Source organism: Desulfobacula phenolica (assembly GCF_900105645.1).
In the GTDB taxonomy this organism is placed as follows: domain Bacteria; phylum Desulfobacterota; class Desulfobacteria; order Desulfobacterales; family Desulfobacteraceae; genus Desulfobacula; species Desulfobacula toluolica.
In genome coordinates this window covers 80196-93635 of the sequence record NZ_FNLL01000012.1, presented here as the reverse complement: position 1 = coordinate 93635, position 13440 = coordinate 80196, and the positions used below count along the sequence as shown (strand labels likewise).

13 protein-coding genes are annotated in these 13440 nt (G+C 41.4%); 2 read left to right on the top strand and 11 right to left on the bottom strand.

Annotation, left to right across the window (positions count from 1 at the left end; genetic code table 11):
• Positions 1–11 precede the first annotated feature (11 nt).
• The 11 genes from BLT94_RS17910 to BLT94_RS17860 all read right to left on the bottom strand — a co-directional run bounded on the left by BLT94_RS17910 (position 12) and on the right by BLT94_RS17860 (position 10936).
• Entirely contained in the window at positions 12–845 is an 834-nt protein-coding gene (locus BLT94_RS17910) for a 50S ribosomal protein L11 methyltransferase (protein ID WP_092237115.1), read from the bottom strand.
• Entirely contained in the window at positions 832–1185 is a 354-nt protein-coding gene (locus tag BLT94_RS17905) for a hypothetical protein (RefSeq protein ID WP_092237112.1), read from the bottom strand. Before BLT94_RS17905 ends, BLT94_RS17910 begins: the two co-directional genes overlap by 14 nt.
• Positions 1178–1849 carry a YkgJ family cysteine cluster protein gene (locus BLT94_RS17900; protein ID WP_092237109.1) on the bottom strand — a complete coding sequence of 224 codons (672 nt, stop codon included), beginning with the start codon at positions 1847–1849 and terminating at the stop codon, positions 1178–1180. The genes BLT94_RS17905 and BLT94_RS17900 overlap by 8 nt, the downstream gene beginning before the upstream one ends.
• A gap of 92 nt (positions 1850–1941) precedes the next feature.
• Positions 1942–3330 carry a tRNA uridine-5-carboxymethylaminomethyl(34) synthesis GTPase MnmE gene (gene mnmE / locus BLT94_RS17895; protein ID WP_092237106.1) on the bottom strand — a complete coding sequence of 463 codons (1389 nt, stop codon included), beginning with the start codon at positions 3328–3330 and terminating at the stop codon, positions 1942–1944.
• A 6-nt stretch (positions 3331–3336) separates the two neighbouring features.
• Positions 3337–4218: an RNA-binding cell elongation regulator Jag/EloR gene (gene jag / locus BLT94_RS17890; protein WP_092237103.1), complete on the bottom strand. Its 882-nt coding sequence runs from the start codon at positions 4216–4218 to the stop codon at positions 3337–3339.
• A 12-nt stretch (positions 4219–4230) separates the two neighbouring features.
• Positions 4231–5913: a membrane protein insertase YidC gene (gene yidC, locus BLT94_RS17885; RefSeq protein ID WP_092237100.1), complete on the bottom strand. Its 1683-nt coding sequence runs from the start codon at positions 5911–5913 to the stop codon at positions 4231–4233.
• An 81-nt stretch (positions 5914–5994) separates the two neighbouring features.
• Complete coding sequence (yidD, locus tag BLT94_RS17880; protein WP_092237097.1) at positions 5995–6204, bottom strand: membrane protein insertion efficiency factor YidD; 210 nt, start codon at positions 6202–6204, stop codon at positions 5995–5997.
• Positions 6204–6542, bottom strand: coding sequence for a ribonuclease P protein component (rnpA, locus tag BLT94_RS17875; RefSeq protein ID WP_092237202.1), 339 nt, complete (start codon positions 6540–6542; stop codon positions 6204–6206). The genes yidD and rnpA overlap by 1 nt, the downstream gene beginning before the upstream one ends.
• Before the next feature lie 27 nt (positions 6543–6569).
• On the bottom strand, positions 6570–6704 hold the full coding sequence (gene rpmH / locus BLT94_RS17870; RefSeq protein WP_014959438.1) for a 50S ribosomal protein L34: 135 nt from the start codon (positions 6702–6704) through the stop codon (positions 6570–6572).
• A 130-nt stretch (positions 6705–6834) separates the two neighbouring features.
• Positions 6835–8397, bottom strand: a complete 1563-nt coding sequence (locus BLT94_RS17865; RefSeq protein WP_092237094.1) for an Rne/Rng family ribonuclease — start codon at positions 8395–8397, stop codon at positions 6835–6837.
• Between the two features lie 4 nt (positions 8398–8401).
• The gene (locus BLT94_RS17860; RefSeq protein WP_092237091.1) at positions 8402–10936 is read right to left on the bottom strand and encodes a TIGR03960 family B12-binding radical SAM protein; all 2535 of its coding nucleotides are present in this window, start codon (positions 10934–10936) and stop codon (positions 8402–8404) included.
• Between the two features lie 82 nt (positions 10937–11018).
• Here BLT94_RS17860 and asnS point away from each other — a divergent pair, with 82 nt between their 5' ends.
• Both asnS and BLT94_RS17850 read left to right on the top strand, forming a co-directional pair.
• Positions 11019–12398, top strand: coding sequence for an asparagine--tRNA ligase (asnS, locus tag BLT94_RS17855; protein WP_092237199.1), 1380 nt, complete (start codon positions 11019–11021; stop codon positions 12396–12398).
• A 3-nt stretch (positions 12399–12401) separates the two neighbouring features.
• Positions 12402–13337, top strand: a complete 936-nt coding sequence (locus BLT94_RS17850; RefSeq protein WP_092237088.1) for a class I SAM-dependent methyltransferase — start codon at positions 12402–12404, stop codon at positions 13335–13337.
• Positions 13338–13440 lie beyond the last annotated feature (103 nt).

Below are 13440 nucleotides of genomic sequence, written 5' to 3'. Positions count from 1 at the left end.
AATTTGGTTTATCACCTTTTTTTTATCCACACAAACCCGGACCACTGTTTGTCATGTTTTTGCCAGGCAAGCTCAAATCCTTTTGCCGAATAGCAGGCGATAAGGGCTTGTGTTTCCCATTCGCGCACACCAGACAGAATGGCAATGCCATGATCTGTCAAGCTATCCCAAATCATATCAGACAAAGTTTTCAGCGTGGGAAACCTTAAATTGGCGCAAATGATGGAAACCTGAGAATTGCACTCTTTCATAGTGTCTTCAACGACGTTGATTTGTTTTGTCAGATGATTTAATGCAATATTTTTTTTAGCTTCATTAATGGACACCGGATCAATTTCATAAGCATTGCAGGCGGCAAGCCCTGAAAGGCACATTGCCATGGCCAGCACACCGGAACCGGTTCCGATGTCCGCGCCGACAAGGCCTGGTTTAAGATGAATCAGTTGTTGTTCAAAAAAACAGAACTCTATTGCGGCAAGACAAAGTTGTGTGGTGGGATGCTGGCCGGCCCCAAAAGAGATGCCCGGCTCAATAGTAATGTCTATATCGGTCGGGGTGGATTGTGTATCAAATCCAGGGGGTGTGAGAACAAAATGTCTTGTAATGCGGACCGGCTTTAGAAAACTTTTTTCCACATAGGTGGACCCGTAAAGATAGTGATAAGACAGCTCCTGTTCATCAATGAGCTGCCGCACTATCTTTTTGGCTGCTGAAGATGTGACCAAAACCCTGGACTTGATTTCTCTGATAAGCGCTTGAGGGGTCAGCCTGACATCTGATTGATAAAGAATATTTAAAATTGTTTCTTTATCCACTTGCATATCATGCATATCAGAGGGAATCATGACCTTCTTTTTTTAACAAGTCCTCATACCAGCGTGCAAATTCAAACATCCCCAGTATTCTTTCTTCACTATTGATAATACCCAGGCACATTTCAAAGGCACCCTGGGCAAAGGTATTTGAGTATTCATCATGATCAATCTGGGTCAAAAACTCCCGGATAAGAACCTGGCTGGTTCGCTTGGTTTTATCTTTCCGGATCTCAATGGGATCTTTGGGTTCCTGGAAAGGATTCCAGTCTTCATAGCCTTTTTTAAGGATCTGCTTCTGGCCTCTTTTGCCCATGGCATCAAAAATACCTTTTTTCTTTTCTTCAATCTGTTCGGGGGTAAATTCATCCATTTTTTTTGACTCCCATTTTTCTGATTCCCAGATATTCTTCATTAAAATCCGTAACCATGGCCATTGAAACAGGGATCAGCATTTCATGCATTTTTATGTTTTCAGAATTGATGGCTTGCACCAATTGGGCTGACAGCAGCTGGAGCTGGGTATAAATTTTGTCCATATTCAATGTGGGATAAGGCTGTCCCTGGTTAAAATTTGTCCGGCCGCAGATATGGCTGACACCTGCCGTGGATGTGGGAATACCATAAACCCTGCAGGTAATCGGCCTGTTTTCATACAGAACACACAGATTGTCCTGGCCCAGAAGGGGACATCTGACCCGTTCCTGGGACATTTTTCCGACAATTTCCAATTGATCTGCACCATTTTTGACTGCCTTAAAGGCATCCCGTTTCATCTTTGTAAGCACCCTGTCCGTCTTGTCCGCAGTTTCAATGAGATCATTTTTTTCTTTGCCACTGAATTTATTTAAAAATTTATTTTTCAAATAAAGCGCTTCGATAAGGGTGAGATCAAAAATTGCATAGCAGCAGTCACTGCATTTTTCCCTGCAGAACACTTCTTTGGGGTATTCGTTTTTCACACGGGCAAACACTGCATCCACCATCTGGACAAGTGCTTCATATTTTACAAAGTGTTCGTTTAAATCTAATGCCATAATGTTTATCCTTTATTCAGTGCCAACCAAAAACCGCCAATTTTACCGACAATTGCAGTGGAATTAAATCTTCATAGTTTTTTAGTCATACACTATTTTCCAATGCAAAAATTACTGAAAATATTGTCTAATATATCTAAAGACGCGGTTTCGCCTGTAATTGTTCCAAGAAAATCAATACTGCTTTTAACATCAATTGCCAGTATTTCCTCTTCTAATTTATTTGCCAGTCCTGTTTTTACCGCCTCAAGACTTGCAACCGTCTGTTCAAGGGCTTTTTTATGCCGTAAATTCGGAATGACCGATGATTTTTCCATATCCAGATGGCCAATACTGATGGTCACAATTTTTTGTTTTAATTTATTAATCCCTTTGTTTAAGAGGGCTGAAATTTCAATTGTAGGGATGTGCCGGTATTTTTCAGAAAGAGTCGGCAGATTGCCTTTGTCCAGGTCAATTTTATTGATCACAAAAATAACTTTTTTGCCAGCTTGATTTTCCAAAGGAACCATTTTTTCAAATTCCCTGTCGGAAAAAACAGTGTCGGGTTCTTTCATGAACAATACGATATCCGACGCGATAATATGATCTTTTGCCTTTTCAATGCCGATAATTTCGACCAGGTCATCGGTCTGGTGAATCCCTGCCGTATCTGCAATAACAAAGGGTATTCCCTCGATATTCAGCCCCTCTTCAATGGGGTCCCTTGTGGTTCCGGGGATGGCCGTGACAATGGAGCGGTCCTGTGCAAGCAGCCGGTTCATCAGGCTTGATTTCCCCACATTTGGGGCGCCGCAGATGGCGATCCGGATACCATCCTTTAAAAAGCAGGCATCCTCATGCTGCCGGATAAACTCACGGCAGGTTTTAAGCACATCATCCACCAGTTCCATCTCTTTTTGGGATGGTTCAAACGGGTCAACATCATCGGGAAAATCAATATTGACTTCAAGCAAAGACAAAAACTGAATCAGTTTTTGTCTTAACTCCTGGATACTGCTTTTTAATGTTCCAAGATTCTGAGACGCTGCAAATTTAAGTGCATTGACAGATTTCGCATTAATGATATCCGCCACTGCCTCGGCCTGGGTCAGATCAATTCTCTGGTTTAAAAAAGCGCGTTTTGTAAATTCTCCGGGTTCGGAAAGCCGTGCGCCACAAGAAAGTATCTCATCGAGAATGGTACGCAAGACAATTGTTCCTGCATGGGCCTGAATTTCCACAACATCTTCAGCCGTATAAGAGGACGGTGCCTTCATGGTAATCAATAAAACCTCATCAATCACGGATATGTTTTTCCGGTCAAAAACATATCCGTGATAAACCTTATGAGATTCTAACTTCTTACACCCTTTGGGCCAGTGTTTTGTTGTTGAAAAAAGCACTGCTGCGATATCAAAGGCTTTTGGTCCCGAAATCCTTATAACACCAATCCCGCCGCTTCCATAGGGAGTTGCTATTGCGGCAATTGTATCCGTCATGGCATGTTATCTTTTAAACCGTCTCTTTCCTCTGAAACTGTTTTTTTTTTTGGGAAAAATCACAAGTCTTCTGTAATATCCGTCACCCATGCTTTGAGTTCTGACACTGGCATCATCTTTTAAGGCCAGATGGACAATCCGCCTGTCCTGGGCGCTCATCTGGTTGATGGTTGCCGGACGGCCCGTCTTTTTTGCCTTGTCCGCCATTTTATATGCCAGGTGCCGGAGATTGGATTTGCGAGTTTCCATATAACCTTCAATATCCACCTTGACCCTGACCCTGGCGTCACTTTTCCGGTTGATGATTTTATCGGTTAAAAACTGCATGGCATCAAGGGTTTGGCCTTTTCTGCCGATCAGGATACCGGCATTACCGCCTTCAATCTTCAGGGTCAGCCTGTCCTGATCTGTATTGGCACTGACAGTGGCATCATCCGTGATCAAATCGGCCATTTTCTGTACCGCCTCAATACCGATCGCAATAGAGTCCTCAGACACGTCAACCGGATCTGGTGCGTCATAAGACTTGAACTCTTTTTTTCGGGGCTCTTCGCTTTCCGGTTCTTCACTTTCCTGTTCTTTAATCCGGGTTTCTTCGGTTTTGGGTTTTTCAATTCGGGTCTCTTCCAGACGGGTCTCTTCACCAAAAGCTTCATCCACAATGGATCTGATTCCTTCCATCTCCGATTCATCTGATTTATCAGTATCCATATTCGGAAGAACGACTCGGATTCTGGCATCTTTTCTGCCGACAATTCCAAAAATTCCTGAAGAGCCTTCTGAAATCACGTCATATTTCAATTCGTTCTTGGAAAGCATCAATTCTGCACAGGCATTTTTAATAGCGACATCTACATCTTTCCCGCTGAATTCCTGAGTTTGTGTCATTTTACCTCCTGCTTACAAAAATTTCTTTTGAATATAATACTGCTGTCCCATGGATATGATGTTGTTTACAAACATATACAGAACCAATCCTGCCGGGAAATTGATGAATAATACAGTCATGAATATCGGCATTAACATCATCATTTTGGCCTGCATGGGATCACCTGCAGTTGGAGTCATTTTCTGTTGCAATAAAAAGGATGCACCCATTAAAAGTGTCAGCATTGGAATACCATAGGGTTCCTGCATCATGGGAATTGCAAAATTAAAGTCAAACAGCCTGTCCGGGGCGGACAAATCAGATATCCATCCGATAAAAGGTGCATGCCGCAACTCAATTGCCTGATAAAGCATCCTGTAAAGAGCAAAGAAAATAGGCATTTGAACCAGTAAGGGCAGACACCCGCTTGCCGGGTTGACTTTATAGGTTTTGTAAAGCCCCATGACTTCCTGGTTCATCCTCTGTTTATCATTTTTATATTTTTCCCGAATTTCCATCATCAACGGCTGAACTTTTTTCATCTCGTTCATTGATTTGTAACTTTTTGTACCAAGGGGCCAGAAAATCAATTTAATTAAAACCGTTAAAAGGATAATAGCCACTCCATAATTTGGAATCACCTTGTGGATCATATTCATGGTGATCAAAAGTGGTTTGGCAATCACATTAAAAAATCCAAAATTAATGGCATTTTTAAGACTGGTGTCATATTGGCTTAACACCTGCTGGCTTTTCGGGCCCATGTAGAGACTAAACGAATAATTTGCCTGCTTGCCCGGGTCCAGCCGATCCATTTTTTGGATAAAATTAGCGGCAACCCGTTCATTTGCATAGGACAACAAAAATTTTGTATCATTCATGGGGCTGTTATCAATTGTTTTAGGCATGATAACCGTCATGAAATATCGTTCCATATAACCGGACCAGTCAATTTTTCCGCTATAAGTGTTTTTTTCTTCGATATCATCAACATCAATATCTGTATACACATCATCAACAAACACCACCGGTCCTTCAAACGCAAACCTGGATCTTTTCTTGACTTCCTCATTAAAAATTCCAGGAGTGTTAATCACAAGAGAATCGTTTAACGGCATGTCTGATCCGTTTTGAAAAACGATGTCGCAATCAATCATGTAAGAATCGGCATTAAAGGTGAAAATCTTTTTCACCACCATTCCACGGTCGGTCCTGAAGGTAAATTCAATGGTTTTTTTGCCTTGAGAAACAGAGGTCTCAGTCGCATCTGTTTTTGCGGTATAGACAGCATCTTTTAATCCGGGAATGGACTGACCTTCAAGATCAAGCAGCAAGGTTCCGGATGAAAGTTGTTCCGGCACCAATTGCTTTAAGGGAGAGTCTTTTTTGTTTGTTTCTTTATAATTTTTCAGTTCAAAACTTTTAACGGCAGCGCCATGTTCGGAAATGGCAATATTATACAGCGGTGTGGATACAAATATGGTTCGATATTTTTTTTCCGGGCGGTAGACCGGTTGCGAAAGCTCGCCGGTTCCGGCTCTATAATCGGAAACATTAGGGGTGGTTTCCTGAACCTTGGGCTGGTCTGCATTCTGTGTTTGAACGTCCCTGGGAAGACTATCCGGGTCCGGCGAGGTTACAAAAAACATTTGATACCCGATAAGAACCACAACTGACAGCACGACAGCTAATAATAACCGTTTTTGTTCATCCATTTTCTCTCCTAAACCTAAAATAAGTTGTAACGGCACGTCACTTTAAAATAGAATAGGAAATGAGTCGGGCATCTGGATAAATTATGGAACCGGATCAAACCCTCCTGCATGGAATGGATGACAACGCAGAACTCTTTTAACGGCAAGAGTTGTGCCTTTAAGGCTGCCGTATTTTTCAATCGCCTCAAGGGCATATGCCGAACAGCTCGGATAATAACGGCAATTTGCCCCGGTTAACGGTGATATAAAATATTGATAAAATTTAATAAATATTATTAATAGCGGTTTCATTACTTATGTACTGCAGCTATTTTTGTAAAAAGTTTATCAAGCTTCTCAATAATCTGCCTGTTGGATAGCGTAGTCAGACCCTTCCTTGCAATGATGTTTATATCATCCGGTCCTGAAATATTCTCTTTATTGTGCCTGAAATATTCTCTAATAATTCTTTTTATCCTGTTACGCTCTACTGCATTTCCTACTTTTTTCGATACTGTAATGCCAATTCGATTGTTTAGAGCTGTTCCTTTAAGTACAAGTGCTAAAAAGCAGTCTGTATGTACTTTTTTCCCTTGTTTCGAAAGTGTTAAAAATTGAGCTCTTTTCAGGAGCCTAACCTTTTTTGGCAAACAAAAGTTACTCAATAAATCCCTTTACTAAACGGTAAGTTTTTTTCTTCCCTTAGCTCTTCTTGCATTAATTACGCGTCTGCCGCTGGGTGTAGACATTCTTTTACGAAATCCGTGTTTTCGAGTTCTTTTCCTGTTGCTTGGTTGAAATGTTCGTTTCATAAATCAACAATCCTTAACTTTTCTTATTTTAACCATTATTATTACAAACCACCATAAACATGGGATATTAACGTTTTTTAAAAAAAATGTCAAGAATGAACCCGGGCCAATTATATGATTAACCCTATATTTATTTTACCAGGGACTCGAATATATGGTATTCCTCTATGTGGTAATGAGGCTCCGGGTATATGGCGATGGGCTTTGAAAATTGTTTTTCCAGTGATGAAATCAGATGTTTTTCCCTTCCATGAAGCAACTGGGCGATGTCAGGATGTACTTTTACAGTAAAGCGGTTGCCCATGATATCACCGGCTTCACTGACAAGATCTCTGTAAATTTTATGGCATATGGATTTTCCCGATAAAAGGTGTCCGTCTCCATTACAATAAAAACAGGGTTCACAAAGGGTTCTGGTCAGATTTCGCCGGATTCTTTTGCGGGTCATCTGCACAAGGCCAAGCTCTGTTAAAGGCAAAATATTTGTCTGGCTCTTGTCTTTTTTCATGGCTTCATTCATATGTGCCATTACCTTGTCCTTGTGCTGCTCTTTTTTCATATCAATAAAATCAATTATAATGATTCCGCCGATATTTCGAAGTCGCACCTGATAGGCAATCTCTTTAACAGCCTCAAGGTTGGTTTTAAGGATGGTCTCATCAAAATTGTGCTTTCCCACATACCTGCCGGTATTCACGTCAATGGCAACCAGGGCTTCTGTCTGCTCGATCACGATATATCCGCCGGACTTGAGCCACACTTTTTTCTTTAATGCCCTTGCCACATCTCCTTCAATATTATAGGCATCAAAAACAGATTCTCTTCCCTGGTAAAGCTCTACAGATAATTTTACATCCGGCATGAGCCGTTCTAAAAAATTCTGAACATTTTCATATTCTTCTTTTGAATCAATAATCAGTTTGTCCGCTTCATTGGCCAGAAGATCCCTGACCGCCCTGAAAGTTACCGTAAGGTCTTTGTATACAAGAGATGGCGCTCCGGCGGTCGTGCTTTTAGTCAGAATGGATTCCCAGTTTTTGTTTAAAAATTCGATCTCTTTTGCAATGGTATTTTCATCAATTCCATTGGCCTGTGTTCTTAATATATATCCGAACTTATTTTCACGGATGGACAATACAAGGTCTTTTAACCTTGCTCGTTCAGTCTCATTTTCAATTCTTTTTGATATGCCGATGTGATCCACTGTCGGCATTAATACCATATACCGTCCGGCAAGAGAAATGTGGGTGGTTATTCTCGGTCCCTTGGTGCCTATGGATGATTTTGCAACCTGGACCAGGATCTCCTGGCCCTCCGTCAATAAATCCTCAATACTGCATTCCTGGTTAAAAGAGGCTTTCCATGAGGTGTGACTGCCAGCCATAGAACCTGTCTGCATATTTCCGTTATCAGTGTCATCTGAATCATTGTCCTGCTCAAATTTCTGATACATCTCACGGCAGGCCGTATCCAAGACATCATCCACATAAATAAATGCTGCCTGATCAAACCCGATATCAACAAACGCCGCCTGCATGCCGGGAAGAACTCTTTGCACCCGTCCTTTATAAATATTGCCGGCAATGGATGTTTCATCTTCCCTTTCAATGAAAACTTCTACAATAGTACCGTTTTCAATCAATGCCACTCGTGTTTCATGAGGTGCCGCATTAACAACAAGCTCTTTTAACATGGTGTTATCCTTTGGGTTTTATCTTTTTGATTTTGGCTTTTTTTATGACATCTTCATCCAGTTTAAAATATTTTGTCAATATTTCCGTTGGTCTTATGGTTCTTTCGTTATATTTTTTTAAAACCATTTCAATTGTTTGCAAATCAATCAAACAAATTTTTTCAACTGATTTTCTCAAATCCGTTTTCCGTATTTTCCCTTTTTTGCTCAAGTCTTCAACCATAAATTCTGACAGATTTAAAAACTGATTTACTTTTTCCTGTTCAAGACAACCGTCCGCAAGACTTATGATATAACAAGCAGTCTGATCATTTCTTTTCTCAAATTTATTAAAGGGCTTGCATCCTGTAACCAGCAGGCCTTCAGGAAGGTTTCTGTTGAACAAGTCAACAATAATTTCAGGTGCCTGATTTTTCTCAAGGTAGATAAAAAGTTTTTCGTCTTCACTTTCCATTCCAACGGGCAGTGCGGTTTCAAAAGAAAGCCTCATGGAAGGATTAAATCCTTGTGAATATTTGACATTCAAGCCGGCTCTTTTAACGGCTCTTTGAACAATGGTGGCCAGTTCAAGATGGCCGAAAAACCGTGCTTTCCCGATTTTTGAAAATGAAATTTCAAATTTTTTAAACGCATCATCAGGCAAGTGTTTCAAGGGGGTGGCGGTTACCGGATCATTTTTCAGGTCATCTGTAATAACCCGGTCGTCTATAAGAACTTGATGCACAACAGGCATTATTGTTTTAAAATCACACACTCCACACCCGGTACACTCGTTATCCCTGCAGTCAAATGTCAATGAAGCGTCTTTGGCTTTTTGAAACTCTTTTTTAAAAAATTTGGACGATACTCCTGAATCAATATGATCCCAGGGAAGGACTTCATCATCCTCGCGTTGCCGGGTGGTGTAAAACAAAGGATCTATTCCGGTTTCTTCAAAAGATTTTTGCCATAAAGAAAAATTAAACTTATCGGTCCAGCCGTCCAGGCGGCATCCGTTTTCAAAAGCTGCTACCAAAAGTTTTGACAATTTCCTGTCACCCCTTGCCCAGACGCCTTCAACCATGCTCATCTCAGGACTCTGCCATTTGAGATTCACATTGCGGTGCCTTAAATTGTCTTTTAAATATTGCAGTTTTTCCGTGGTCTCTTTTAAAGAGATCTGTGAACATCTCTGAAACGGGGTGTGGGCTTTGGGGATAAAAGTGGTTGTGCTGACATTGATTTTTGTTTTTCCCCTGGCATAAGAAGAAGCCAGCCGTTTTGAAAGAGTGCATATGGCATCTATATCTTCTGATGTTTCAAAAGGAAGTCCCATCATGAAATAAAGCTTAATGTTTTTCCAGCCAAGATTAAGGGCATTTTCAACCGTTGCCGTAATGCTTTCTTCTGTCAGATTTTTATTGATAATATCTCTCAGGCGCTGGGAGCCTGCTTCCGGGGCAATGGTAAACCCGGTTTTCCTGACTTTTTTGATGATGTTCATCAATTGGGGAGTGAGTTTTTCCGCCCTTACAGACGGAAGAGAAATGGCATTGCAATACCCCTGGCCCAAATCCATCAGACCTTCCATCAACTGGGGCAGATTTGAATAATCTCCCGTACTCAAAGACAGCAGGGAAATATCGGAATACCCGGTTGTTTTTAATGACTGTTGGGTGATCTTGATCAGTTCTTCCAACGACCTCTCCCTGACCGGCCGGTATATCATGCCAGCCTGGCAGAAACGGCATCCCCTTGAACATCCTCTGGCAATTTCCAGGCGCAGCCTGTCGTGAACCGGTTTGGCAAAAGGAATGATGGGAGAAGTTGGAAATGTATCTGCTGTAAGCGAAGGCAAAAAAGCCCGTTTCACTTGTGTGTAATCGTCAAACAAAGGTGTGACCGTCTGGATGCCACGCTCATCATAGGATGGTTCAAAAAACGAGGGCACATAAACCCCGTCAATCTTTGACAAAAGTCTGAGCAGAGTCTTTTTGTTGCCGTCTCCCTGTTTTTTAAACTCCATCACCTGTTGTGAAATTTGAACTGCTGCCTCTTCACCATCTCCTATAACAAAAGCATCAAAAAAATCAGCCAGGGGTTCGGGATTAAAAGCACAAGGTCCGCCGCCAATAATAAGAGGAAACAGATCATCTCGCTGTGCAGAATAAAACGGAATGTTCGACAGGCTCAACAAAGTTAAAATATTGGTAAAATTCAGCTCATAAAGAAGACTGATTCCTATAATATCAAAACTTTTCAGCTCTTTTTGAGACTCCATGGAAAGGCAGGGAATGTTTTTTTTGCGCAACAGGGCCTCCATATCAGGGGCCGGAGCAAAAAACCGTTCTGCTGCAATTTTTTCATGGCGGTTTAAAATGGAATAAAGGATTTGCAATCCAAAATGGGAGGTTCCGATTTCATACAGGTCGGGAAATACCAGGGCAAATGTTAAATCCACCTGATCCGGATCTTTTTTAACAGTATTGATTTCATTGCCTGCATATCGGGTCGGCATTTGAACCAATGCAAGGATATCTTGATAATTTTGTTTATGCATGATACTGAATTTTATAAAAAAACCTTTATGTAATTTGGTACAATCAAATTTTCTAACATATTATTTTTTGCAGGATAACGCAATGAAAAGAACAAAAATCAATTTGCTCCTAAAGCTTGAAACCACACCTGGAAAAGTATTGGTCAAAGGATGGGTCAGGACAAAACGGGATTCGAAAAAGTTTTCTTTCATGGAAATCAATGACGGGTCCTGCCTGAAAAACATCCAGGTCATTGCCAATGATGACCTGGAAAATTACCCGGATATTCAGACCATTACCACTGGAACCTCTGTGTCTGTTACGGGAAAACTTTCGGCATCACCAGGTAAAGGCCAGAAATGGGAAATCCAGGCTGATCAAATCGAGATCATAAACATTGCGCCGGAATCCTATCCCCTTCAAAAAAAAAGGCACACAGATGAATTTTTAAGAACCATTGCCCACTTAAGACCCCGGACAAACAAGTATGGAGCGGCATTCCGGCTCAGATCGGAAATGGCGTTTGCCATACATAAGTTTTACAGGGAAAAGGGCTTTCGATATTTGACCACCCCTTTGATTACAGGCTCGGACTGTGAAGGTGCAGGAGAAATGTTCAGAGTCACCAGCCTTGATCCCAAGATGATAGAACAACAGGGCAAAATGGATTTTAAAACAGATTTTTTTGGCAGGGAATCAAGCCTCACTGTTTCCGGCCAACTGTCTGCTGAAATGTTTGCCCTGGCTCTGGGAGATGTCTATACATTCGGCCCCACGTTCAGGGCGGAAAATTCCAATACCAGCAGGCATGCCGCAGAATTCTGGATGCTGGAGCCGGAAATGGCATTTTGTGATTTAAAGCAAAACATGGACAATGCCGAAGAGCTTGTTAAAACACTGGTCCGGCATGCCATGGATGAATGCCCGGAAGACATGGCGCTTTTCAGTAATTTTGTAGACAAATCCCTGCCAAAACGCATGGACATCCTTTTGAACACGGAATTTGCAAGGGTTTCGTATACCCAGGCCATTGATATTTTAAAACATTCAAAAAAGACATTTGATTTTAAAGTTGATTATGGCACTGATCTGCAGTCAGAGCATGAGAGATACCTGGCCGAACAATATTTCAAAAAGCCGGTTTTTCTTACGGATTATCCCAAACAGATCAAACCCTTTTACATGCGAATGAATGAAGACGGCAAAACCGTTGCCGCCGTAGATCTGCTTGTTCCCCGGATCGGAGAGCTGATTGGCGGCAGCCAGCGCGAAGAGCGGCTGGAAGTGCTGGAAAAAAGAATGAAAGAGATGGGTCTGCCCATGGAAAACTATTGGTGGTATCTGGATTCCAGGAAATTCGGGTCTGTACCCCATTCAGGATTTGGCATGGGTTTTGAAAGATTTTTAATGATGCTGACCGGAATCAGCAATATCCGGGATGTCATACCGTTTCCAAGAACTCCCGGCAGTATTGACTTTTAACCTATGATAACTGAATCTTATTATTTTCATTTTGATGTTGTGATGCAAATTCTTGAAGCCATCAGAAACGACAAGGACAATGTCTGTTTGTCCCTGGATCTGAATTTGACGCAAAAGGTATGGCAGATTGCACAAGACCGGCTTATACTGGACAATGATGCCCAAATTGATGCCCAAATTGATACCCAAATTGATACCCAAATTGATACCCAAATTGATACCCAAATTGATACCGGGATTGAGACCGGAATTGATGCAAAACAGCTTGAAACTGTTTTGGCTTTTAAAAACAAGATTTTCATCTTTAAAAACAATATGCTGACTCCTGTTGAAGTCCGAAGCGACGGTTATTACAAGCTGGTTCCCACCACAAGCGCACCAACCCTTGAAATCAACGGGATCAAGATGCACAGGTCCAAAGACATTGACCCCTTAACAGATGCCCGGTTAAAAACCCAACTTGTGGTTGCACCGGGCGACCTGGTTTTAGATACCTGCGGCGGTCTTGGGTATTCAGCTGTGTTTGCCCTGAAAGCCGGAGCCAAAAAGGTGATTTCAACGGAAAAAAGCCCGGCTGTCATAAAAATACGCAATTTAAACCCCTGGTTGAAAAAATATGCCGACAATTGTCTGGAACTGATCCATACGGACATCAGTCAAGAAATTGACAGGTTTGAAAATGGTCAGTTCAACAGCGTGATTCATGATCCGCCAAGGTTTACTTCCGCTACCGGGGATCTGTACGGGAAAAAATTTTATGACGCGCTTTTCAGGGTCATGGCCTCGCGTTCAAAATTATTTCACTATACCGGCAGCCCCAAAAAAATAAAATCCAAAAAAAATTTTATTAAAAACACCATGAAGAGACTTGAACAATCAGGGTTTAAAGCTCTCTTTTTTCATGAAAACCTGCAGGGAATTTATGCACAAAAAAGATGATTTTTCAAAACAGTCCTTAATATAGATATGTTTAATATAGATATTTTGATTAATAGCGTTGTACAACATATTTGACAAATATCTTTGTAAAAAATTGTTTTGG

What these genes read in the sequence shown, in the direction of transcription:
- BLT94_RS17910 (WP_092237115.1), bottom strand. Translation starts at nt 845, where the DNA reads ATGATTCCCTCTGATATGCATGATATGCAAGTGGATAAAGAAACAATT.
- BLT94_RS17905 (WP_092237112.1), bottom strand. Translation starts at nt 1,185, where the DNA reads ATGGATGAATTTACCCCCGAACAGATTGAAGAAAAGAAAAAAGGTATT.
- BLT94_RS17900 (WP_092237109.1), bottom strand. Translation starts at nt 1,849, where the DNA reads ATGGCATTAGATTTAAACGAACACTTTGTAAAATATGAAGCACTTGTC.
- mnmE (WP_092237106.1), bottom strand. Translation starts at nt 3,330, where the DNA reads ATGACGGATACAATTGCCGCAATAGCAACTCCCTATGGAAGCGGCGGG.
- jag (WP_092237103.1), bottom strand. Translation starts at nt 4,218, where the DNA reads ATGACACAAACTCAGGAATTCAGCGGGAAAGATGTAGATGTCGCTATT.
- yidC (WP_092237100.1), bottom strand. Translation starts at nt 5,913, where the DNA reads ATGGATGAACAAAAACGGTTATTATTAGCTGTCGTGCTGTCAGTTGTG.
- yidD (WP_092237097.1), bottom strand. Translation starts at nt 6,204, where the DNA reads ATGAAACCGCTATTAATAATATTTATTAAATTTTATCAATATTTTATA.
- rpmH (WP_014959438.1), bottom strand. Translation starts at nt 6,704, where the DNA reads ATGAAACGAACATTTCAACCAAGCAACAGGAAAAGAACTCGAAAACAC.
- BLT94_RS17865 (WP_092237094.1), bottom strand. Translation starts at nt 8,397, where the DNA reads ATGTTAAAAGAGCTTGTTGTTAATGCGGCACCTCATGAAACACGAGTG.
- BLT94_RS17860 (WP_092237091.1), bottom strand. Translation starts at nt 10,936, where the DNA reads ATGCATAAACAAAATTATCAAGATATCCTTGCATTGGTTCAAATGCCG.
- asnS (WP_092237199.1), top strand. Translation starts at nt 11,019, where the DNA reads ATGAAAAGAACAAAAATCAATTTGCTCCTAAAGCTTGAAACCACACCT.
- BLT94_RS17850 (WP_092237088.1), top strand. Translation starts at nt 12,402, where the DNA reads ATGATAACTGAATCTTATTATTTTCATTTTGATGTTGTGATGCAAATT.